Source organism: Paraburkholderia sp. UCT70 (assembly GCF_050434085.1).
Classification (GTDB): domain Bacteria; phylum Pseudomonadota; class Gammaproteobacteria; order Burkholderiales; family Burkholderiaceae; genus Paraburkholderia; species Paraburkholderia tuberum.
Genome location: NZ_JBNPVZ010000004.1, coordinates 480,314 through 503,528, shown reverse-complemented (window position 1 = coordinate 503,528; position 23,215 = coordinate 480,314). Strand labels below are relative to the sequence as shown.

Annotated in this window: 17 protein-coding genes, 2 pseudogenes and 1 riboswitch; of the genes and pseudogenes, 9 read left to right on the top strand and 10 right to left on the bottom strand. The window is 64.9% G+C overall.

Features of this window, described 5'->3' with window-relative positions; all coding sequences use genetic code 11:
• Positions 1-190: 190 nt before the first annotated feature.
• Positions 191-439 (bottom strand): BrnA antitoxin family protein, encoded by a 249-nt coding sequence (locus tag OKW41_RS27870; protein ID WP_429576493.1) that lies wholly within the window; start codon positions 437-439, stop codon positions 191-193.
• A complete protein-coding gene (locus OKW41_RS27865) occupies positions 420-905 on the bottom strand; it encodes an Lrp/AsnC family transcriptional regulator (protein ID WP_090804098.1) in 486 nt (161 codons plus the stop codon). Before OKW41_RS27865 ends, OKW41_RS27870 begins: the two co-directional genes overlap by 20 nt.
• Positions 906-1,043: 138 nt before the next feature.
• On the opposite strand from OKW41_RS27865, the gene OKW41_RS27860 reads away from it, so the two are divergent.
• Positions 1,044-1,712 (top strand): cysteine dioxygenase, encoded by a 669-nt coding sequence (locus tag OKW41_RS27860; RefSeq protein WP_429574621.1) that lies wholly within the window; start codon positions 1,044-1,046, stop codon positions 1,710-1,712.
• A 119-nt stretch (positions 1,713-1,831) separates the two neighbouring features.
• On the opposite strand, the gene OKW41_RS27855 is transcribed toward OKW41_RS27860, so the two are convergent.
• The 4 genes from OKW41_RS27855 to OKW41_RS27840 all read right to left on the bottom strand — a co-directional run bounded on the left by OKW41_RS27855 (position 1,832) and on the right by OKW41_RS27840 (position 6,587).
• The gene (locus OKW41_RS27855) at positions 1,832-4,636 is read right to left on the bottom strand and encodes a mechanosensitive ion channel family protein (RefSeq protein WP_429574620.1); all 2,805 of its coding nucleotides are present in this window, start codon (positions 4,634-4,636) and stop codon (positions 1,832-1,834) included.
• A 118-nt stretch (positions 4,637-4,754) separates the two neighbouring features.
• Positions 4,755-5,402 (bottom strand): NAD(P)-dependent oxidoreductase, encoded by a 648-nt coding sequence (locus tag OKW41_RS27850; RefSeq protein WP_429449056.1) that lies wholly within the window; start codon positions 5,400-5,402, stop codon positions 4,755-4,757.
• 180 nt (positions 5,403-5,582) lie between these two features.
• Positions 5,583-6,032 (bottom strand): Rrf2 family transcriptional regulator, encoded by a 450-nt coding sequence (locus OKW41_RS27845; protein WP_018418385.1) that lies wholly within the window; start codon positions 6,030-6,032, stop codon positions 5,583-5,585.
• A gap of 90 nt (positions 6,033-6,122) precedes the next feature.
• Positions 6,123-6,587, bottom strand: coding sequence for a hypothetical protein (locus tag OKW41_RS27840; protein ID WP_429454408.1), 465 nt, complete (start codon positions 6,585-6,587; stop codon positions 6,123-6,125).
• A 321-nt stretch (positions 6,588-6,908) separates the two neighbouring features.
• On the opposite strand from OKW41_RS27840, the gene OKW41_RS27835 reads away from it, so the two are divergent.
• Both OKW41_RS27835 and OKW41_RS27830 read left to right on the top strand, forming a co-directional pair.
• Positions 6,909-7,766, top strand: coding sequence for an oxidoreductase (locus tag OKW41_RS27835; RefSeq protein ID WP_429574619.1), 858 nt, complete (start codon positions 6,909-6,911; stop codon positions 7,764-7,766).
• A gap of 446 nt (positions 7,767-8,212) precedes the next feature.
• On the top strand, positions 8,213-8,536 hold the full coding sequence (locus OKW41_RS27830) for a hypothetical protein (protein ID WP_429449054.1): 324 nt from the start codon (positions 8,213-8,215) through the stop codon (positions 8,534-8,536).
• A 280-nt stretch (positions 8,537-8,816) separates the two neighbouring features.
• On the opposite strand, the pseudogene OKW41_RS27825 reads toward OKW41_RS27830, so the two are convergent.
• Positions 8,817-9,726 (bottom strand): annotated as a pseudogene (locus tag OKW41_RS27825) (CHASE3 domain-containing protein); the annotation flags it as partial.
• 430 nt (positions 9,727-10,156) lie between these two features.
• On the opposite strand from OKW41_RS27825, the gene OKW41_RS27820 reads away from it, so the two are divergent.
• Entirely contained in the window at positions 10,157-11,344 is a 1,188-nt protein-coding gene (locus tag OKW41_RS27820; RefSeq protein WP_429449050.1) for an ammonium transporter, read from the top strand.
• Between the two features lie 77 nt (positions 11,345-11,421).
• Positions 11,422-11,483, top strand: a riboswitch (Fluoride riboswitch).
• 72 nt (positions 11,484-11,555) lie between these two features.
• Positions 11,556-11,936, top strand: coding sequence for a fluoride efflux transporter CrcB (gene crcB / locus OKW41_RS27815; RefSeq protein WP_429574618.1), 381 nt, complete (start codon positions 11,556-11,558; stop codon positions 11,934-11,936).
• Positions 11,937-12,003: 67 nt separating this feature from the next.
• On the opposite strand, the pseudogene OKW41_RS27810 reads toward crcB, so the two are convergent.
• The 3 genes and pseudogenes from OKW41_RS27810 to OKW41_RS27800 form a co-directional block, all read right to left on the bottom strand.
• Positions 12,004-12,180: pseudogene (locus tag OKW41_RS27810) on the bottom strand (ubiquinone-dependent pyruvate dehydrogenase); the annotation flags it as partial.
• 23 nt (positions 12,181-12,203) lie between these two features.
• Positions 12,204-12,548, bottom strand: coding sequence for a hypothetical protein (locus tag OKW41_RS27805; protein ID WP_429449047.1), 345 nt, complete (start codon positions 12,546-12,548; stop codon positions 12,204-12,206).
• A gap of 41 nt (positions 12,549-12,589) precedes the next feature.
• Positions 12,590-13,315 carry a hypothetical protein gene (locus OKW41_RS27800; RefSeq protein WP_429574617.1) on the bottom strand — a complete coding sequence of 242 codons (726 nt, stop codon included), beginning with the start codon at positions 13,313-13,315 and terminating at the stop codon, positions 12,590-12,592.
• Positions 13,316-14,040: 725 nt separating this feature from the next.
• Between OKW41_RS27800 and OKW41_RS27795 the strand changes: the two genes are divergently transcribed.
• The 4 genes from OKW41_RS27795 (at position 14,041) to OKW41_RS27780 (ending at position 23,209) form a co-directional block, all read left to right on the top strand.
• Positions 14,041-14,886, top strand: a complete 846-nt coding sequence (locus OKW41_RS27795; RefSeq protein ID WP_429574616.1) for an IclR family transcriptional regulator — start codon at positions 14,041-14,043, stop codon at positions 14,884-14,886.
• A 434-nt stretch (positions 14,887-15,320) separates the two neighbouring features.
• The gene (locus tag OKW41_RS27790) at positions 15,321-16,721 is read left to right on the top strand and encodes an MdtA/MuxA family multidrug efflux RND transporter periplasmic adaptor subunit (protein ID WP_429574615.1); all 1,401 of its coding nucleotides are present in this window, start codon (positions 15,321-15,323) and stop codon (positions 16,719-16,721) included.
• A gap of 23 nt (positions 16,722-16,744) precedes the next feature.
• Positions 16,745-19,879, top strand: coding sequence for an MdtB/MuxB family multidrug efflux RND transporter permease subunit (locus OKW41_RS27785; protein WP_429574614.1), 3,135 nt, complete (start codon positions 16,745-16,747; stop codon positions 19,877-19,879).
• A 3-nt stretch (positions 19,880-19,882) separates the two neighbouring features.
• Positions 19,883-23,209, top strand: a complete 3,327-nt coding sequence (locus tag OKW41_RS27780; RefSeq protein ID WP_429574613.1) for an efflux RND transporter permease subunit — start codon at positions 19,883-19,885, stop codon at positions 23,207-23,209.
• Positions 23,210-23,215: the final 6 nt, after the last annotated feature.

Sequence of the window (23,215 nt, the reverse complement as noted above, 5' to 3'; positions counted from 1 at the left end):
GCTTGCACGCGGCTTGCAGCCGGGGGAGCCGTATGGATGCGCTGTGGCGCGTTTACTGTCGAGGCAGCAAGCGGCGCTCCTGACGGCACGCGATCTGCCTCGTGTTACTGCTGGTGATTTTGGTCTGTGATCCGGCATTCGAAAAAGGTACTGCAAGCGCAGTCGCGAGCGCGCGTGCGCCCTCCTTCCATCATGCGGGTCGATGATCCTTGAGCCAGTCACGCAGCGCATCGTTCATTCGCGTTTGCCAACCCTCTCCCGTCGCCTTGAATGCATCGACCACGTCGGCATCGTAGCGAACCGTCAGCAGGACCTTCGGCGTCTCGAGACGCGGACGTCCTCGGGCGCCCACGCGCTTCAACTTTTTGAAATCATCGGCGGGCAGCTCATCATTATCTGTAGATACACAATGTCGCGCGTTAGCCGTTATTTGTGACAGTCACAGCCGGCCGCACCGGCAACGCCGTCGAATACTTGATCTGCTCCATCGCGAAGCTGGAACTCACGTCGTACAGCGGCACGGCCGTGATCAACTGTTTGTAGATCCGGTCGTAATCGTCGATATCGGAGACCACCACGCGCAGCAGATAGTCGGTCTCGCCGCTCATCCGGTAGACCTCGACCACTTCGGGAATATCGCGCACCGCTTGCGTAAATGCGGCGGCCCATGTCTCCGTGTGCTGATTCGTCCGTACCGCCACGAACACCGTGGTTCCGACCCCGAGCTTGCGCGCGTCGCACAGCGCCACCTGCGCGCGAATCACGCCCGCCTCCTTCAGGCGCTGCAGCCGCTTCCAGCAAGGCGTCTGGGACAGGTTCACGCGCTGCGCGAGTTCGGCGATCGGCATCGTCGCGTCTGCCTGCAGCAATTCGAGCAGCTTCCGATCGATGATATCCATACTCATACCACCACCCCTCATAGGAAATTATTCTACTTTTCTGACGGTCGAGGAAATTATATGGAAACTCTTTCTCCGGGCAAACCGGTATAAATATCGATACCGAAAATTGCCGAACGGCAGCGCCCGCGCTGCAATGAAACCATGAGCGACGACCTTCGCGCCACCGCTTTCGAGCACCTTCCCGACTACCTGAAGTCGCTGCCGGACCCGGCCCGACTTGAAGCGGCCGCGTTACCGACACAAACGCTGGGCGAGATCGGGCGCACACCGCTCGAGCGCCTGTGCGACACGCTCGACGCGATGTTCGAAGCCTGCGCGAAATTTTCGGAGCCGTCGCATTCGACGTTCTTCGCGCGCACCATGCGGCTCGCGCTCGCCGAGGCGGCCGCCGACCCGGCGCTGCTCGCACCGATGCAACGCGAAGGTTCCGCCGACACCTATCGGCGCCATCTGCTCATCGCCGATCCGCAAGGCCGCTATGCGATTGCCGCGCTGGTCTGGCAGCCCGGCCAGGCGAGCCCCGTGCACGCGCATCACACCTGGTGCGGTTACGCGGTGGTCGAGGGCAAGCTGAGCGAAACGGTCTTCGAATGGGACGATGCGCATCAATGCGCGAGCGCGCTGCGCGCTCAGACGCGCAAACGCGGCGCAGTGTCGTTCGTGCGCGGCGGCCGTGCTGCGATTCATCGGCTTGGCAACAGCAGTGATGCGCCGGCGGTGTCGCTGCATATCTATGGCGTCGAAGGCGCGCGGATCGGCACGCACGTGAACGACATCGTGCGCATGGCCGACGCGGCGGAGATGGTTTGACGGTTGCACGTCACGACGTGAGGTGACGTGACCTCACGTATTCGCGCGATTACGCGATTACGCGGTCACGCGAACATACAAGCGTGACCGTCGTCGCACGGCCCCCAACACCCCCCGCCTCAATTCTTCCCACCCACATCACCCGCCGTCGGAATCTGCGGCGGAATCGGCGCGGTCTGTCCGGTCGTCGGCGGCGCCGGACGCGGTTCGTGCGACACGTCACGCGCGGGCGCAAGCGGCACCTGTGTCGACGCGCGCGCCGACGGGCCAACGACGCCCACCTCATACTCAGCTTCGCGCGGATACTCGTGCGCCGCTTCGCGGTCTCTTTCGCGAGTGGGTTCATGCGCCCTTTGATGGATTTTGCCGCGCTCGCCGTCCGGCGCCCGCTGCTGCGCCTCGCCATGCGCATGCCGGCTGTCATCGGCACCGGCATTCACAGGCGCGACGAACCCGGTCATCTCATCGTCGCGCAGCGGCTCGCCCTCGCTATCCTTCGACGATGTGTACACCCGCATCTGCGCGACCGGAATCTCGATGCCCGCCTCGTCCATCTTGCGCTTGAGCCGCAGGTTGAACGCGCGCGCGACGCTCCATTGCTGCAGCGGCCGCGTCTTGATCTGCCCTTTGACGACCATCCAGTTCGGATCGAAGCGGTCGAGGCCCCACACCTCGATCGGCCCGAGCATCTCGCGCCGGTAGCGGAAGTCGGCCATCAGCTCCGCGCCGACTTCGCGAATCAGCTGCGTGATCTCGTCGACATCGGTCGAGAACGACATGCGCACCTCGAACACCGCGTACGCGAAATCGCGCGACAGGTTCTTCACGATCTTGATCTGCGAGAACGGAATCGCGTGGATCGCGCCCTGCCCGTCGCGCAGCCGCACGGTGCGGATCGACAGATGCTCGACCGTGCCCGCATGCCCGCCATCGACGTCGATCCAGTCGCCGACCGAGACCGTGTCCTCGATGATGATGAAGAGCCCGGTGATCAGGTCGGTCACCAGCGACTGCGCGCCGAAACCGATCGCCAGACCGATCACGCCCGCGCCCGCGAGCAGCGGCGTCACGTTGATGCCGAGGTTCGCGGCGGTGACGATCCCACCGATCGTCATGATCGTGACGAGCAAGACGTTACGCACCAGCGGCAACATCGTGCGGGCGCGCATGCTCGGGCTGCGCGCCTTGTTGCGCGGGCTGCCCGGATTGAGCGTCTCGGTGATCGCGGTGTCCACCAGAATCCACAGCAGCCACGCGATGAACACGGTGGCGACGATCGCCGTCATCGCATGCGCGACGCCGCGCGCCGCCACGTTCCTCTCGATCACCGCGGCCAGCGACACGCCCCACAGACGCGCAGCGGATTCGAAGAAAAACAGCCAGATGAACAATGTCAGCAACGTGCCGCAAAAGCGCAGCAGCCGCGTCAGATACGGCGAGCGGCGCCGCGCGCGGGCGCTGCGCGGCCGCGTCATGCGCAGCACGATCGCCGACAGGAAGAACGCCAGCACCAGCAGCAGCGCGGTGACGATCGAGATCTGCAGCACGTTTTCGCTGGAGCTGGAGCCGCCGAGCGTCGCGACCACCGACGCGGCCGAGAGCACCAGCACCGGCAGGTGCCACAGCGCGGCGAGCACCTCGAACGCATCGGTCGCGGCCTTGTGGTCGTTGCGCTGTTCGTACGACCGGTTGCGGATCAGATGCGCGACCGGCCGGCGAAACGCGAGCGCGAAATAGCCGGTCAGCACGGCGGCCGTCATGTTGGCCGCGGTCGAAATCAGCGCGGCGAGGTTGGTGCCGAGCTGATGCTCGACGTCGTAATTGACGGCTGCGTCGCCGAGCGCGCCGCACACGCCGATCACGAACAGCACGCGGCGCGCGTGATCGATCAGCAGGCGCACCGCGACGCGGCGGTGGCCCGAGCCGAACAGCGAAAACATGATCAGACAGATCGCGGAAAACACCGCGCCCGCGACGATCGCATACGCGACCACCATGCCGAGCGTGCGGCCGAGCGCATCGGGCATCGCGCGCATGAACAGCAGCGCCGCGACGAACGCGATGATCCACGGACCGACGCGGCGCAACGCGAAGATCAGCAGCTCGCGCGTGGTGGGATTGGGCCGCAGCACCAGCTCGACACCGAAGCGCCGGTGCAGCCGTTGCTGCAGATAGATCAGCGCGCCGGCACAGGCGCCCCAGCCGGCCAGCATCCCCAGCATCGCCAACAGGATCGTGCCGACACCCTCGTGTCCCTGGCCCGAGACGATCGTGTACAGCTCGTTGCCGGCCGCGGTCACGCGCCCGCTCCAGTAGCGCACCGGCGTGCGGCCCTGATGCACGTCGGATTCGAACGATGCGATACCCGAGGCGATCGCGCCGAGCAGGCCCGGGCTAGGTTGCGCGGACGCGGGCGCGGGTGGCCCGACGGTTTGCGCGGCGCTTTGCGACACATCGCGCAGCTTTTTCAGCTGGGCAACGAGCGCGTTGCGCTGGCGGTCGTTGTCGAGCGTGGCGATCACGCTGTCGAGCGAGCGCGCCAGCTCCGCCTGGCTCGCGGGCGACGGCGCCGACGCCGCCTCGGGCGCCGACGCCCCCGATGCCGCGGACGCAGGCGTTGCGTTCACCGTCGCGCTGTTGATCAGGCTCTGCAATGCCGGGATCACGGGCGTGCCGCCGCCGACCGCGGGGCCCGCGGCTTGCGCCATGCGCGGCAGCGCGCCGAGGCACAGAATCAGCGCGGCGCACAGCAGCGCGGCAAACCAACCGACGGCATCTGTGCTCGCGCGCGGGCGGGCGTCGCCGCTGGCAGTGTCGCGAGCGGTGTGAGCGTAGGAGAGATGGGGGGCGCTGAGAATCGCCGGCTGCTGCCCGCCGCCAGACGGCGCAGCCTCGGACTCACGCTGCGACGGGCATGACTGCATGGCAATCCGTGAGAAAACGGCAGACGCCAGTGTAGCCGCAGTTTCGCCCGGCGCGGCCGAACATGCGTAACCGAATGTTAGTACGCTTGCGCGGCCGGCGAATTCGAACCGCGGGTCGTCAGTACGCGACCGTCGCGATCTGGCGGATGAAGCGGCCCTGCTCCAGTTCGTCGACGAACGCGATCGCGTAGTCTTCGGCCGAAATGCGGCTGTTGCCGTCCGCGTCCGCAATCAGCGTGTTCGCGCCCGTGCGGAACTTGCCGGTGCGCTCGCCCGGCGCGATTAGCGCGGCTGGCGCGAAGAACGTCCAGTCGAGATCGGTCACGCCGCGGTAGTACTCGAAGGCGTCGCGGTGCGCGAGTGCAATACCCTTGTACGCGTCCGGAAAGCTGTCGGTATCGACCAGTTGTTTGCCCGGTGCGACTTCGAGCGAGCCCGCGCCGCCTACCACGACGACGCGCTTCAGCCCCGCCGCGCGCACCCCCTCGACCAGCGCGCGTGTCGCTTGCGTCAGCGTGGCGAGATCGCCCTGCGGCGGCGCATACGCGCTTGCGACCACGTCCTGACCGCGCACCGCCGCGCCGACGCTCGCGGCGTCGAGCAGATCGGCCTGCGCCGCATGCAGATTCGCGACGCCGGCCGGCACCCGCGCCGGATCGCGCACCAGCGCCGTCACCTGGTGCCCGCGACGCGCGGCTTCCGCGGCAATCCGCGAACCGATCACGCCAGTCGCGCCAAACAGGGCGATCTTCAGTTGCTTGCTCATATCAGCATACTCCTCAGGTTGTCTTATATGTAACTCTTATAGTTACATATAACGAGAAAAAAAGCGGGGCGCTCACCCCGTTCCATTGTTTGGCACGCGTGCCGGAATAGTTCGACCCGCGCCCTACGACACTGCGCTTCTATCGTTCACCGCCGCCGCGTCTTGCGCGCGAAGGCACGCTCAAGCACGGCGCTTGCGCTCGCGCTGCTTCTCCGAGCGGACCACGTCGGCGGTCGCGTCGGCGAGCGTGCGCGCGGCCAGCGTCGCTTCCATTGCCTGCTGCGCTTCGTCGATGATCCCGCTCAACACGCTCTGGATATTGCGCCCCACCATGCACGCTGGATTTGGCTCCTCGCGATGCAACGCGAACAACTGCGCGTCTTCCACCGCGCGATAGACGTCGAGCAACGTGATCCGTTCCGGCCGCCGCGCAAGCAACGCGCCGCCACCGGCGCCCATCTGCGAGGTGGTGAGGCCGGCGTCGGAGAGCATGATCAGAAGCCGGCGAATGAGCGCGGGATTGGTGTTCACGCTGCCCGCGATCATCTCCGACGACAACGGCACGCCGCCCTGTAGCGACAACAGCGCGAGCACATGCACGGCAAAGGCAAACCGGCTACTCGTGTTCACGGCAGATCCGTCCCGAAACGACAATGTGTAACCATCGTAATTACATATAACGCTAATGTCAAACGGCGAAACCGGATCGAACGGCGCGAGTCATTTATCCATCTGCTTCTGCGCGTCGGCGGAATCGGTCGATGCAGTCGACGAAGCCGACGCGCCCGCATTCTGCGCCGACCACGCCTGCAACTTGCGCCCCGCCGTTTCGAGGCCCTGGCCCGTGATCGACGCGGCCTTGCCGAGCTGCGCGTTGGCCGCGCTCGCCGCGTTCTGCACGTTGGCCTGCGCGCTCGACGCGAGCGCGGCCGGGTCGATCTTGAGCGACGGCGCGGAGGCCGAGTCGAGGTTCTGTTGCGCGGCGTCCTTGGTCGCGTCGACCTGTTGGCCGACGTAGCTCGCGGCCTGATCGAGCTTCTGACCGGCAAGCTGCGCGGCGTCGTTCAGCTTGCCCGCGACCTGGCCGGCCGACGCGTCGTTCTTCTGGCACGCGGCCAGCGCGCCGAACACGAGGACCACGACCGCCGCGCGGTGCAATAACGATGAGGAAAGAGATGAAATCATGATCTGGAAGGAGCCGCGTCGGGCGGCTCGCACATGCGAAGACGTGCCCATGATACCGCCGTTGCGCCGCGCGGCCGCTTCGGATCGCCCTGGGGAGTTGGTCGCGGTTCTGTCGAACCTGATGGAGCTGACGTCCGCGCGAATCAAAAGGCGACCCTTCCCTCAACGATCGTCTTCGGCGCGCGCCTCTTGCCGCGGCAGTATTGCGAAGCCCCAATTAGCAAATAAAAGTTGATTATGTCGCCAATCATGTACGGCTAGTTTGTGTCAATCGCCGAGCTTACGATGGCATCACTTCATCACACACGTCGGAGAGACATCATGGCTAACGTTCAACAGGGTGGTTTCAAGCGGGTATGGTTCATCACCGGCGCATCGCGAGGCATCGGCGCATTGATAGCTGAAGCTGCGCTCGCGGACGGCAACGCGGTGGTGGCCGCCGGACGCAAGGTCGCGGCGATCAGCGAGCGTCTTGGCGAGTCGGCTGCGTTGCTGCCGGTGGAGCTGGACGTGACCAACGAGGCCCAGGCAAAGGCGGCGGTGCAGGCCGCGATTGAAAAATTCGGCCGCGTCGACGTGTTGGTCAACAACGCCGGGTTCGGTCTCCTTGGCGCGGTGGAAGAATCCGCCGACAACGACGTGCGTCGCATGTACGACACGAATGTCTTCGGCTTGCTCAACGTCACGCGCGCTGTATTGCCGACCATGCGCGCGAACCGCTCGGGCCACGTGATCAATGTTTCATCGATTGGCGGCTATCGTGCCGCGGCGGGCTTTGGCGTGTATTCGTCGACGAAGTTCGCCGTCGAAGGCATCACGGAAGCGTTGCATGCCGAGTTGAGACCGCTGGGCATTCACGCGACAGTCGTCGAGCCGGGGTATTTTCGTACCGACTTTCTCGATGCGTCCTCGCTGGTCGTGGCGCCCGAGGTGATCGACGATTACGACGAAACCTCGGGTGCGGTTCGCCGCAAGGCCATGCAATTGAATCACAACCAGCCTGGCGACCCGACCAGGCTTGCGGCCGCGATGATCGCGCTGGTCGACGCGGCGTCCCCGCCGTTGCGCCTGCCGCTTGGGACGGACACGCTGGCCGCCATCGCTGCGAAAAACGCTTATGTGACGCAGGAAACGGAAACGTGGAAACAGCTGTCGTCTTCGACCGACTTCGCTGCCTGAGCGAAGAAAGCGGCGGTTCGGCATGGGTTGAGCCGCTGTTCACCTGAATGACCGTTGTAGCCTGGAAGTCGGGACTTCTGTAGGTGATGACGGGAACTGCACGAGAGGCGCGAATACCACCGGGCCAGTTAGTTCACCGGCGTCAAGATCGGTGCGCCGGCCTTCTTCAGCAGGAATACCGGGAATTTAGCCAGTTTGGTCTGACTGGCATTGCGCCCGAACCCTGCGAGGATTGATGCAATCTGGCGAGCACATCGATGTACTCGCAGCTGGGCGGCACGCGGATCGCGCACCGAGTCCCGAGACCACGTGCAGCAACGAGCGTCGACTTGCAGCGGCGCTCGCCTCAACATCGCTCAACAGCGCCCCACAATTCAGAATCTTCCGACAGTTGCAGGCGAAACACCTCCCTATAGTCGCGGCTGCTTTTGGGGAGTGCTGTTTCGATGAAACTGATCGACTGGATCGTCACCCTCGCCATCACGCTGATGGCGATCGTTTTTTTGTGCGCGCGCCGGCTGCCCACCTGGTCGCACGACACCCGCGCTCGACATATGAAAGGGACCCGTTTGCTGATGCAGGCTGCGTGTGCACTGTGGGCGGCGCTGCTGGGTGTCACGCACGGCCTGTTTGCCGTCGAGGGTCTTGCCGGCATTCGGCCAACACCGGCCGAAACGTTCGCCGGCATCGCCGTGCTGCTGGCATGCGGTTGCTACTGGTCGGTGCGCGGCAGAAGACTGCTGAAGCCGCGGCGGATTTTCGCCGGTTGATGCGCGGGCGAGCGCCATCCGCGCCGCACGATCGAGCGCCCCCTACCGCGTGCTGATTCCTCGCACCGCGTCGATCGAACGCGCGGACGACCCGCTGCCTGCGCCCAAGCCTGGCCCCGCAGCGCACGGCACGCTCTGACGCGCACCGCGCGCCGCCGGAGCCGGAGCCGGAGCCGGAGCCGGAGCCGCCGCGGCAAGCGCAGCCGCGCCAGCCGCGGCCGGTTTCGCGCCCGCAGCACCCGCCTCCGGCAGCGACAGATAGAACGTCGTGCCCACCCCCTCCTTCGATTCACGAGCGGCGCGCGCAGGTCGTGCGACACGCTGTAGTTGAACATTTCGTTTTCCTGGGTCTGCTGGCGCAGCGTCTCGTTGCTGCGCGCGAGCTCGGCGGCGCGCCACTCGAGGTCCGCGTGAAAGCGAGCTTCGATGCGTTCGGCTTCGAGCAGTCGGCGGCTCGTCTCGTGCAAGGTCAGATCGAGCCGCGCGATTTCATCGCTGCCCGCGCCGAGCGGCGCGAGCGGCTCGTTGCCGGCGAGCCGGCCCGCGTTGTCGGACAGCAGCGCGAGCCGGCCGCGCACACCGCGCGTGAACATCCAGACGGCGAGCGCGACGAACAGCAGCGAGCCCAACGCGGCCGCGACGATTAGCGTCTGTTCCCGTTCGCGCACGGCGGCGACGGCATTCGAGCGCGAGCTATCGAGACGGCGCTCCTCGGCCTGGAACGCGGTCACCTCCACACGGAAATGATCGAGCACGTCGGCCTGGGCGAGAGCGTGGAAGCGCGCGAGAATCTCGCCGGTCCGCCCGGCGTGCAGCATGTCCTGGATCCGGTCGGACCACTGGCGGTACGCCTGCACCGCCTGGCGCACCTCGGCCACGCGCTCGACCTGCGCCGGATCGTCCGCGACGAGTTCGGCGAGCTCGTCGATGCGCCGGTCGACGTCCATCCATACCGCGATCGGGGTGGTGAAATGCGCATCGTTGGCGAGCACCGCGCCCCGCAGCGCGACCGATTCGGACAGCACCGGATCGAGAATCTCCGTAGTCTGGCGCAACACCTCCTCGCTATGCATCCTCCAGCGCTCCGCCATCGTCGCATCGGCCTGGGCCTTCACGACACCGGTGAGCAGCGCGAGTTCGAAAACGGCCGGGATCGCGATCAGAAGCAGGCCTTTAGTGGTCAGTCTCATGCGTGCCCATGGGAGGGGTTGGCCGGCGGATCGTGCACGGAGTTGGCACATTATGTCGAGGTTTGCGCGGGAAAAGAAAGAGGGGCACAAACCCGTCGACGGCAGCTTCTGCTGTTCGCGCACAGCGGCCAGAAATGGGCATCGACGCGCCCGGCCAGCATCTCGCTGCGCCAGGATTCCAAATGAAAATGTAATTTAAATCGAATATTTCGCCCTCGTCTGGGTCGATCTGCGCAATGGGGTCGATTTATGCACTTTTCCTGTGCGGCTCCTCTCTGTTCAGGTGCATGACGCGCTCGGGCGGCGCATGGCTCAAAACCCACCGGATGCCCATCCCGGTGCCCGATTGCACCGTGTCGACGCGACCAGCACAACTTTGGCCCACTTCTTGCTCACATAGCGCACTTTTTTGCATAAGCGGGACATATCGATGGAAAGTCTGAAATACGGCGCCGATACCGAGTTTCTTTTGATCGGCGCCGCCATGGTGCTGGCGATGCACGCGGGATTCGCCTTCCTGGAGCTTGGCACCGTGCGCAAGAAGAATCAGGTGAATGCGCTGGTCAAAATTCTGGTGGACTTCGCGGTCTCGACGATCGCGTACTTCTTCATCGGCTACACGATCGCATACGGCGTGCAGTTTTTCGACAGTGCGGCGACGCTCGCCCAGCACAACGGCTATGCGCTCGTGCGCTTTTTCTTCCTGCTGACGTTCGCCGCCGCGATCCCCGCGATCGTGTCGGGTGGCATCGCCGAGCGCTCCAAGTTCAATCCGCAGCTGTTCGCGACGTTCGTGCTGGTCGGTTTCATCTATCCGTTCTTCGAAGGCATCGCGTGGAATAACCGCTTCGGCATACAGGACTGGCTGACGCAGGCTTTCGGCGCGCCGTTCCATGACTTCGCGGGCTCGGTGGTGGTGCACGCGTTCGGCGGCTGGGTCGCGCTCCCGGCCGTGCTGCTGCTCGGCGCGCGCCACGGTCGCTATCACCGCGACGGCGGCATCGCCGCGCATCCGCCGTCGAACATTCCGTTTCTCGCGCTCGGCGCATGGGTGCTGACGGTCGGCTGGTTCGGCTTCAACGTGATGAGCTCGCAGACGCTCGACAAGATCAGCGGCCTCGTCGCGGTCAATTCGCTGATGGCGATGGTCGGCGGCACGCTGAGCGCGTGGTTCGCGGGCCGCAACGACCCGGGCTTCACGTACAACGGCCCGCTCGCCGGGCTCGTCGCGGTGTGCGCGGGCTCGGACATCATGCATCCGCTCGGCGCGCTGGTCACGGGCGGTATCGCTGGCGTGCTGTTCGTCTACATGTTCACCTGCGTGCAGAACCGCTGGCGCATCGACGACGTCCTCGGCGTGTGGCCGCTGCACGGGCTGTGCGGCGCATGGGGCGGCATCGCGGCTGGGATCTTCGGCATCCATTCGCTCGGCGGGCTGGGCGGCGTGTCGTTCGCCTCGCAGGTCATCGGCACGCTCGGCGGAATCGTCGTGTCGGGGCTCGGCGGCACCGTCGTGTACGGCGTGATCCGCATGACGGTCGGTCTGCGCCTCGACCAGGAAGAGGAATACAACGGCGCCGATCTGTCGATTCACAAGATTTCGGCAACGCCGGAGTGAACGAAGGCGGCGCTCGCGGGAAACGGGAGAGGCGCGAATCACGCGCCTGTCCCCAGATGCGCGCGCCGATGCTAGACTTCGCGGCTGGAGATGGCATTCTCCATTAACCGCCCTTGGGGCTGATGATGCCTGCTACGCCCGGTTATGCGGACGCGGCATCAACTCGCCCGCATCAACCGGTCTGTCGACATTCCGGTTTCGATCCTCTTCCATGTATTGGTCTTTTCTCGCTGTCGCGATTGGCGGCGCACTCGGCTCGCTGTTTCGCTGGTTCCTCGGCTTTCGACTTAACCCTGTCTTTAGCGACCTGCCGCTCGGCACGCTCGCCGCCAACGTGATCGCCGGCTACATCATCGGCGTGGCGGTCGCGGGCTTCGCGCGTGTGCCCCAGCTCACGCCGGAATGGCGGCTGTTCGTCATCACTGGTCTGATGGGCGGGCTGTCGACGTTCTCGACGTTCTCCGCGGAGGTCGTGCAGCGTCTGCAGGACGGCCGGTTCGGCTGGGCGGCGGGCGAAGTGGCGATTCACGTGATCACTTCGCTAATCATGACGATTCTCGGCATCGCGACGGTTTCGTTGCTGGCGCGCTGAGGCGAAAACGTTGACGAGGATCACGGACGCGGGCCCGAGCCGTCGGCAATCGGGCTCGCGCCTGTTTTCATCTGAGCTCGGTGCGAGCCAGCTCGACGATCTCGTCGCCGCGTCCGTTCAACATCGCACGCAGCATATAAAGGCTGAATCCCTTCGCATGGGCAAGTTCCACCTTCGGAGGCATGGCAAGCTCATGTTTCGATGTGACCACATCGACGAGTGCGGGACCGGGATGCGCAAACGCCTGCACCTGGCCGGCAGCGCGTCTCACTGTGTCTTCGGCACAGACGTCGCAGGCAGTGGCGCGGGCCGCGCTGCGTCCCAGCGGCTCTTCAGCACGCGGCGCAGCCTGGTCCTCAGCGGCAACACGACCCGCTCCTGAAACAGCACCGACGCCACCAGCACCAGGATCAGATAGACCGGATAGGCGGAAAGATGCACGGGCGCCTGGCTTGCCGCCTCCCGGCAAACATGCGGTCGAGGCACGCATGACAACAGCGAATACGGAATGCCAAACAGCTTCTGCACTTTGAGAAAGCCGATAAATAGCGGGTATTGCAGCGCGAAGATCGACAACGAAGCGTTGTCGAGCCGTCTCGTCCAGGGGGCCACGCGCGGCGACGCGTTTTGCAGTGCGCTCGCGCAAACAAAAATCACCGCGACTTGCGCGGGCAAGAGTGCGACGTTGTGAAGAAGTACTTCCCACGAACGCATTCCCGCCGTAAACAGAAAAGTGGCGCCGATGAAAGTGCCCCTGTAGCAGCGAATATGATCCGCCGGCAACTCGCGATCATGCCAGTAATGCTTTCGACGTTCGCCTCGAATATCCCGTAAGCGAGAATGCCCGCCAGAAACTCCGGAAGCCGCACCAGCGGATTGGTATGCAACACACCGATCGGCCACGCCTGATACCAGCCGCCTGCAACAACGATCACGGCCGCCAACAGGCTGGCGCCCCACATCGCCATCAGCATCGTGGACTTCAAGCGCATCGACAGCAGGCGTGGCGCGAGCGCCGGAAACAATAAATAGAAAAAAACAGCGTCGACAACGACCACGACGGAATGTTGAATGACAGATAAAAGGGATTCCAAGCCTGCAATAACAGGATCTGTAAAACCGCATTGACCGCCATTTCCACACCGCTCATGGTGTGCACAATCGGCGGTGTTGAATCGAGGTTGCTCAGTTCGGTGTCGAAGGGATGGGAATTCACAGCCATTAAATGCAACGCTCAGCGCTAACGTAACAATGTGAATTGGATAAATATTGCTAAAACGGTTGATAAAAAACTTCGATGCCGAAACCGCAATTGGTGCGGACGCGCACATACCGCGAAGATCGCCCGAAACCAGCGCGCGCGTTTCTCCGCCCGCCATCCCGTTAATGAGAAAACAGTGTCAAAATAAATGCGCAGAGTTGCGATGTAAAAACCCGCAACCAATAGGCGACCAGCAGTTCTCGCGTGACGTCTTTTGCGCGAGGCGGCAGTTTCTTAAGATTTCACCCGAGCGCTGCTTAATGCTTCGAGGCTTTCGTTCGGGGCGCCGCGCTTGTGAAACTTCTCGGACTTACCCGCGTGGAGATTTCCGAGGCGAATGTAAGTGAGCGAAATACTTACGCAAGCGTTTTGCCGTCACGACCACCGGATCTATGCATGTTCTGATAGTGTCGTTCGAATGAATCCGGGCGGATACGAACAATGGCTTGTGTGAACGACAAAAAAAAGGCGTCACGTTGCCGTGACGCCTTAAAAAGTTCTAGCCATTCCGAGGGCCGTGCTAGAACCTGAGAGAAGGTATTCGAAAGGCGCAAGCGCATTGGACGGGCAATCGATCCTGGATTTTGGGATTTTTCCGCTCACGCGCCCGCAAAATGCAGCGGAGACAAGCGACTTTCGAAATGAGGTTCCATTTTTTATGGTTATGCTGACTAAGTCAAGCAAAAAGATACCGTCGAACATCGATCGGCAATTTCTTCCGATACAATGACTTTTCTTAAAAATGTATGAATGGATGCCCTGGTTTGGAGATGTCCCTGCCTCTGTGAGCGGCCGTCAACAGTTGTCGCACGAACAATTTGAAATGCTGTTCCAAAAAAACGCATGAACCGATCCACTCCCAACCAACCCGTCGCCTCCAAGGTCCCCGCCAGCAAAGACCGAGACGGTCCGGGCGATGAAGTCACCGCGCTCGCGCGCGGCCTGACCGTACTGCGCGCCGTCGCCGCCGCGCACGCACCACTCAGCAATCGCGAACTCGCCGAGTTGACCGGCATCCCGAAGCCCACCGTGTCGCGCATCACCGCGACGCTCGTGGGCACCGGTTTTCTGCTGCGACTACCCGACAGCGAGCGCTTCGTGCTGACCTCGTCGGTGCTCGAACTGAGCAACGGCTTTCTGCGCAACTTCGACATCCGCTCGCGCGCGCGGCCGTTTCTGATCGAACTCGCGGAACGCACCGCGTTGTCGGTGCATCTGGCGGTGCGCGACCGCTACGACATGGTCGTCATCGACGCGATCCGGCCGCGTTCGGCGGTGCTCGTGTCGCGACTTGAAATCGGCTCGCGCATGAGCTTGACGCGCACCGCCGTCGGCCGGGCGTACCTCGCGGCGCTCGCGCAACCGGACCGCGACCGTCTGCTGGTCGGCCTGCAGACGGCCGAAGGTGACGATTGGGGCTATATCGGAAGCCGTCTCGCAAGCGCGATCCAGGACACCCTCGAGCGCGGCTTCGCAATCGCCACCGGCGAGTGGTATAACGGGCTGAACGCGATCGCGCTCGGCTTCGTCGGGCCGTCGGGCGAGCGCTACGCAGTCAATTGCGGAGGCTCGGCCGACCAATGTCCGCGCGACTGGCTGATCACGCGCGCCGCGCCCGCGCTGCTCGAATGCATCGACAAGATCGTCCTGGAGATCGGCGGCACGCCGGGGCGCCGGCTCGACGAATGAGCCGTCGGCGGCAACGGGCGCGAAACGGCGCCCCGCGGGGATCGAACGCGGCGCCAGCCGCCCGTGATCTGCGAGAGTGGCGACGGCGGCCCGCCCTCGCCCGACGATTCGCCGACATGCTGTAACCTTCGTAATCAACCGAAAAATACGCGGCTGGACTGTTACAGACGCCGCAACGTACGATCACGCAATCCGGTCGCGGGACCGCGCGCCGCGAGCCGTGAGCGCCGTCGAAACGGCCGCGTCCAGCCGTGATGATTCCGCATTGCGTTAACATCTCTGTCCCGCGCCTCGGGTAGCATCGCGCTGAACATCGCGCGGCGCCCGCCGCCACGACCACCTGACATGCCGCCCATGTGCCGGCCAGCCGCCCTTCGAATGGCGCCGACCGCATTGGCGGCTCACATCATCAAGCCAGCCACCCGACCGAACCGATGGACGAACAACAAAAGCACCCGGAAACCCAACGCCCTGCCGCTCCCCAGCCGTCCGCGAACGGCGCGCAATCGAGCGCGCCCGGCGCGGTGAAACGCCACCGTGGCCGCACTGTCGCGCTGATCGTCGCGGCGCTGGTCGTGCTCGGCGTCGTGCTGTGGCGCTGGCATCCGTGGGGCGGGCCCGGCAGCGGCGCGAGCGCGCCGGGTGTGGCGAGCGGCGCGCGCAGCGGCCGCTTCGGCCGCGGCGGTCCGAACGCGATGGCCAACATGGCGCAGCCGGTGCACGTCGCCGCCGCGACGCAGGGCGAGATGCCGGTCGTGCTGACCGCGCTCGGCACGGTCACGCCGCTCGCCACCGTCACCGTGCTGCCGCAACTGAGCGGCGTGCTGCAGGACGTCTATTTCAAGGAAGGCCAGATGGTCAAGAAGGGCGACGTACTGGCCCAGATCGACCCGCGCCCGTACGAAATTTCGCTGCGCAACGCCGAGGGCACGCTGGTGCGCGACGAGGCGCTGCTCGCCACCGCGCGTCTCGATCTGAAGCGCTATCAGACGCTGCTCGCGCAGGACTCGATCGCGAGTCAGCAGGTCGACACGCAGGCGTCGCTGGTGCGGCAATATGAAGGCACGGTGAAGTCCGACCAGGCGAACATCGACAGCTTCAAGCTCGACCTCGTGTACGCGCGCATCACCGCGCCGGTGTCGGGACGCGTCGGTCTGCGTCAGGTCGACCCGGGCAACTACGTGACCTCGGGCCTCACCAACGGCATCGTCGTGATTACGCAGCTCGATCCGATTAGCGTGGTGTTTACGACTTCCGAAGACAATCTGCAGCAGATCATCGAGCACACGCAGAACGGCGAGTCGCTGTCGGCCACCGCGTACGACCGCAGCAACACGCATCCGCTCGAAGTCGGCTCGCTAAAGACGATGGACAATCAGATCGACACGACCACCGGCACGATCAAACTGCGCGCGATCTTCGAGAACAAGGACAATGGCCTGTTCCCGAACCAGTTCGTCAACACTCGCCTGCTCGTCGATACGATCAGGAACGCGGTGATCGTGCCGACCTCGGCGGTGCTGAATGGCTCGATGGGTCCCTTCGTGTACGTCGTGAAGGCCGACAACACGGTCACCGTGCGCCAGGTCAAGGTCGGCCCGGTCGACGGCGAGCGCACCAGCATCCAGTCGGGCCTCGCGGTCGGCGAGCGCGTCGTGATCGACGGTTCGGACCGGCTGCGCGAAGGCGCGAAGATCACGATTCCGGCCGAGGGGCCGCGTGGCGCCTCCGGCGCATCGGCCGCATCCGGCGCGCACGGCGCGAGCGCTCCGGCGAGCGCCTCGGGCGCGCACGCGCATCGCGGCCGGCACGCTGCGGCGCAAGCATCGCAATAAAGTAAAGGCACGGCACTTACCGCATGAATCCATCCCGCGCTTTTATTCTGCGTCCTGTCGGCACCGCGCTGCTGATGGCGGCGATCATGCTGGTCGGCCTCGTCGCGCTGCGCTTTCTGCCGCTGTCCGCGCTGCCCGAGGTCGACTATCCGACGATCCAGGTGCAGACCTTCTATCCGGGCGCGAGCCCGGAAGTGATGACGTCGTCCGTGACGGCGCCGCTCGAGAGGCAGTTCGGGCAGATGCCGTCGCTGAACCAGATGTCGTCGCAAAGCTCGGCCGGCTCGTCGATCATCACGCTGCAGTTCAGCCTCGACCTGCCGCTCGACATTGCCGAGCAGGAGGTCCAGGCGGCGATCAACGCGGCGGGCAACCTGCTGCCGTCCGACCTGCCCGCGCCGCCGATCTACGCCAAGGTCAACCCGGCCGACGCGCCGATCATGACGCTCGCGATCACGTCGAAGACACTGCCGCTCACGCAGGTGCAGGATCTCGCCGACACGCGTCTCGCGCAGAAGATTTCGCAGGTCGCCGGGGTGGGTCTCGTGAGCCTGTCGGGCGGGCAGCGCCCGGCGATCCGCATTCAGGCGAACCCGCGCGCGCTCGCCGCGTACGGGCTGAATCTCGACGACCTGCGCACCACGATCTCGAACCTGAACGTCAACACGCCGAAGGGCAATTTCGACGGTCCGACGCGCAACTACACGATCAACTCGAACGACCAGTTGACCGACGCCGACGAATACAAGAGCGCCGTGGTCGCATACAAGAGCGGCCGTCCGGTGATGCTGACCGACGTCGCGAGCATCGTGGCGGGACCGGAGAATACGAAGCTCGGCGCGTGGGTCGACAACACGCCCGCGATCGTCCTGAACGTGCAGCGCCAGCCAGGCGCGAACGTGATCCAGGTGGTCGACAGCATCAAGGCGCTGCTGCCGCAGCTGCAGCAGTCGCTGCCCGCCGCGCTCGACGTCGAGGTCGTCACCGACCGCACCACGACGATCCGCGCGTCGGTGCGCGACGTGCAGTTCGAACTGGCGATGTCGGTCGTGCTGGTCGTGCTGGTGATGTACCTGTTCCTCGCCAACGTCTACGCGACGATCATTCCGAGCCTGTCGGTGCCGCTGTCGCTGATCGGCACGCTCGCGGTGATGTACCTGTGCGGCTTCTCGCTCGACAACCTGTCGCTGATGGCGCTGACCATCGCCACCGGCTTCGTCGTCGACGACGCGATCGTGATGATCGAGAACATCGCGCGCTACGTCGAGGAAGGCGACACGGCGCTCGAAGCCGCGCTGAAGGGCTCGAAGCAGATCGGCTTCACGATCATTTCGCTGACGGTCTCGCTGATCGCGGTGCTGATTCCGCTGCTCTTCATGGGCGACGTGGTCGGGCGCCTGTTCCACGAATTCGCGATCACGCTCGCGGTGACGATCGTCATCTCGGCGGTCGTGTCGCTGACGCTCGTGCCGATGATGTGCGCGAAGCTGTTGCGCCACACGCCGCCGCACGACAGTCAACGTTTCGAGGCGAAGGCGCACCGCTTCATCGACTGGGTGATCGCGCGCTACGCGGTCGCGCTCACGTGGGTGCTGAACCGTCAGCGCTCCACGCTGGTCGTCGCGGTGCTCACGCTGGTGCTGACCGGCCTGCTGTACGTGTTCGTGCCGAAGGGCTTCTTCCCGGTGCAGGACACTGGCGTGATCCAGGCGATCACGCAGATGCCGCAGTCGGTGTCGTTCGCATCAATGGCCGAGCGTCAGCAGGCGCTCGCCGACCAGATCCTGAAGAACCCGGACGTCGAAAGCCTGACCTCGTTCATCGGCGTGGACGGCAGCAACATCACGCTGAACAGCGGCCGCATGCTGATCAACCTGAAGCCGCGCGACGACCGCAGCAATACCGCGAGCGAGGTGATCCGCCAGTTGCAGAAAGACGTCGCGCATATTCCGGGCGCGTCGCTGTACATGCAGCCGGTGCAGGACCTGACGATCGACTCGACCGTCAGCCCGACGCAGTATCAGTTCATGCTGACCGATCCGAACATCAGCGAATTCAGCACGTGGGTGCCGAAGCTGGTCGACCGGCTCAAGCAGTCGCCCGAGCTCGCGGACGTCGCGACCAATCTGCAGGACAACGGCCGCTCGGTGTTCATCGAGATCGACCGCGGGACCGCCGCGCGCTTCGGGATCACACCGGCCACCATCGACAACGCGTTGTACGATGCGTTCGGCCAGCGCATCATTTCGACGATCTTCACGCAGTCGAACCAGTACCGCGTGATTCTCGAAGCGCAGCCGACGATGCAGCACTACACCACGTCGCTGAACTCGATCTACCTGCCCTCTTCCACGTCGACGGGCGGCCAGGTGCCGCTGTCGTCGATCGCGAAGTTCATCGAGCAACCCGCGCCGCTGCTGGTCACGCACCTGAGCCAGTTCCCGGCCACCACGGTGTCGTTCAACCTCGCGCCGGGTTCGTCGCTCGGCGCGGCGGTCAAGGCGATCCAGCAGGCCGAGAAGGACGTCGGTCTGCCCGCGTCGTTCCAGACGCGCTTCCAGGGCGCGGCGCTCGCGTTCCAGGCGTCGCTCGCCAACGAGCTGTTCCTGATCCTCGCGGCGATCGTCACGATGTACATCGTGCTCGGCGTGCTGTACGAGAGCTTCATCCATCCGATCACGATTCTGTCGACGCTGCCGTCGGCCGGCGTCGGCGCGCTGCTCGCGCTGCTGATCACCGGCCACGATCTCGACATCATCGGCATCATCGGCATCGTGCTGCTGATCGGTATCGTTAAGAAGAACGCGATCATGATGATCGACTTCGCGCTCTACGCCGAGCGCGAGGAAGGCAAGCCGCCGCGCGAGGCGATCTACCAGGCGTGTCTGCTGCGCTTCCGGCCGATCCTGATGACCACGCTCGCCGCGCTGCTCGGCGCGCTGCCGCTGATGCTCGGCACCGGCGCGGGCTCGGAGCTGCGCCGGCCGCTCGGTATCGCGATCGCCGGCGGCCTGATCGTGAGCCAGCTGCTGACCCTGTTCACGACGCCGGTGATCTACCTCGCGTTCGATTCGCTCGGCCGCCGGCTGCGCGAGCGCTTTAACCGCGGCGATTCGTCCGGTAGCGCCACGCCGCCCGCCACCGATGCAGGGAACTGAGCGATGAACCTGTCGCGTCCGTTTATCTCCCGTCCGGTCGCCACCACGCTGCTGGCGATCGGCGTCGCGCTGTCGGGCGTATTCGCGTTCACGAAGCTGCCGGTCGCGCCGCTGCCGCAGGTCGACTTCCCGACCATCTCGGTGCAGGCGACGCTGCCGGGCGCGAGCCCGGAGACCGTCGCGACGAGCGTCGCGAGTCCGCTCGAGCGGCATCTCGGCTCGATTGCCGACGTCACCGAGATGACGTCGCAGAGCTCGGTCGGCTCGACGCGCATCACGCTGCAGTTCGGCCTGAACCGCAACATCGACGGCGCCGCGCGCGACGTGCAGGCGGCGATCAACGCGGCGCGCGCCGACCTGCCCGCGAGCCTGCGCAGCAACCCGACCTACCACAAGGTCAACCCGGCCGACGCGCCGATCCTGATTCTCGCCCTGACGTCGAGCACGCTGACGGCGGGCCAGCTATACGATTCGGCCGCGACGGTGCTGCAGCAGTCGTTGTCGCAGGTGCAGGGGGTTGGCGAAGTGGATGTCAGCGGTTCGGCGAATCCGGCCGTGCGCGTCGAGTTGCTGCCGCATGCGCTGTCGCATTACGGCATCGGCCTCGAGGACGTGCGCGCGGCGCTCGCCGCGGCCAACGCGAACAGCCCGAAGGGCGCGATCGAGTTCGGCGAGAACCGGGTACAGCTATACACCAACGACCAGGCGAGCAAGGCGTCGCAATACAAGGACCTCGTCATTGCCTATCGCAACGGCGCGCCGGTCAAACTCTCCGACATGGGCGAAGTCGTCGATTCGGTCGAAGATCTGCGCAATCTCGGTCTCTTCAATGGCAAGCGCTCGGTGCTCGTGATCCTGTACCGGCAGCCGGGCGCGAACATCATCGAGACCGTCGACCGCGTGAAGGCGATGCTGCCGCAACTGCACGCGTCGCTGCCCGCCGACGTCGACATCGCGCCGACCTCGGACCGCTCGACGACGATCCGCGCGTCGTTGAAGGACACCGAGCGCACGCTCGTGATCGCGGTCACGCTCGTCGTGATGGTGGTGTTCCTGTTCCTGCGCAACTGGCGCGCCACGCTGATTCCGAGCGTGGCCGTGCCAATCTCGATCGTCGGCACGTTCGGCGCGATGTACCTGATGGGCTTCTCGATCGACAATCTGTCGCTGATGGCGTTGACCATCGCGACCGGCTTCGTCGTCGACGACGCGATCGTCGTGCTCGAAAACATCTCGCGCCACATCGAAGACGGCGTGCCGCGCATGAAAGCGGCGTTCATCGGCGCGCGCGAGGTCGGCTTCACGGTGATGTCGATCAGCATCTCGCTGGTCGCCGTGTTCCTGCCGATCCTGCTGATGGGCGGCATCGTCGGGCGGCTGTTCCGCGAGTTCGCGCTGACGCTGTCGCTCGCGATCGCGGTGTCGCTGGTCGTATCGCTGACGCTCACGCCGATGATGTGCTCGCGCCTGTTGCGCGAGCCGCACGAGAAAGAACAGGAAAGCCGCTTCGGCCGCTGGCTCGAATGCGGTTTCTCATCGATGCAGCGCGGCTACGAGCGCACGCTCGGCTGGGCGCTGCGGCATCCGCTGCTGATCGTCCTCGTCCTGCTGCTGACCGTCGCGCTGAACATCGCGCTCTACATCATCGTGCCAAAGGGCTTCTTCCCGCAGCAGGACACGGGGCGCCTGATCGGCGGCATCCAGGCCGACCAGAGCACGTCGTTCCAGGCAATGAAGGGCAAGTTCTCGCAGATGATGGAAATCGTCAGCAAGAATCCGGCGGTCGACAGCGTGGCCGGCTTCACCGGCGGCCGGCAGACCAACTCGGGCTTCATGTTCATGTCGCTGAAGCCGAAGAGCGAACGCAAGCTGTCCGCCGACCAGGTGATCCAGCAACTGCGTGCGCCGCTCGGCGACGTGGCCGGCGCGCGCACGTTCCTGCAGGCGGTGCAGGACATCCGTGTCGGCGGCCGGCAATCGAACGCGCAGTATCAGTTCACGCTGCTCGCCGACTCGACGCCCGATCTGTACAAGTGGGGGCCGAAGCTCACCGAGGCGCTGCAGGCGCGCAAGGAGCTCGCGGACGTGAACTCCGACCAGCAGCAAGGCGGTCTCGAAGCGATGGTGACGATCGACCGCGCCACGGCATCGCGCCTCGGCATCAAGCCCGCGCAGATCGACAACACGCTGTATGACGCGTTCGGCCAGCGCCAGGTGTCGACGATCTACAACCCGCTGAACCAGTATCACGTCGTGATGGAAGTCGCGCCGCAATACTGGCAGAGCCCGGAGATGCTGAAGCAGATTTTCGTCAGCACGTCGGGCGGCAGCGCGAGCGGCGCGCAGACCACCAACGCGCCGGCCGGCACCGTAACGTCCAGAGCGACCAGCACGTCGACCACGACGAGCGCGGCAACCGGCGGCACGGCCGCCACCACCGCGACGAGCGCGGCCAGCATCGCAGCCGACTCCGCGCGCAACCAGGCGATCAACTCCATCGCGGCGAGCGGCAAGTCGAGCGCGTCGTCGGGTTCGGCAGTGTCGACCGCGAAGGAGACGATGGTGCCGCTGTCGGCGATCGCGAGCTTCGGGCCGGGCACCACGCCGCTATCGGTCAATCACCAGAGCCAGTTCGTCGCCTCGACGATCTCGTTCAACCTGCCGCCGGGCGTGTCGCTGTCCACCGCCACGCAGGCGATCTACGACACGATGGCCGAAATCGGCATGCCCACCACGATTCACGGCAGCTTCCAGGGCACCGCACAGGCGTTCCAGCAGTCGATGTCCGACCAACCGATCCTGATCCTCGCCGCGCTCGCGGCGGTGTATATCGTGCTCGGCATCCTGTACGAGAGCTACATCCACCCGCTGACGATCCTGTCGACGCTGCCGTCCGCGGGCGTCGGCGCGTTGCTCGCGCTGCTGCTGTTCAAGACCGAGTTCAGCATCATCGCGCTGATCGGTGTGATCCTGCTGATCGGCATCGTGAAGAAGAACGCGATCATGATGGTGGACTTCGCGATCGACGCGTCGCGCAAGGGAATGCCGTCGCGCGACGCGATCTACCAGGCCTGTCTGCTGCGCTTCCGGCCAATCATGATGACCACCTTCGCCGCGCTGCTCGGCGCGTTGCCACTCGCGTTCGGCAGCGGCGAAGGCGCGGAGATGCGCGCGCCGCTCGGTATTTCGATCGTCGGCGGGCTGATCGTCAGCCAGATGCTGACGCTCTATACGACGCCGGTCGTCTATCTGTACATGGATCGCATCCGCGTGCGCTGGGAGGCGAGAAAGGCACGCCGCGCGGGTGGCGCGGCGCCGACGTCGTCATGATGTAGT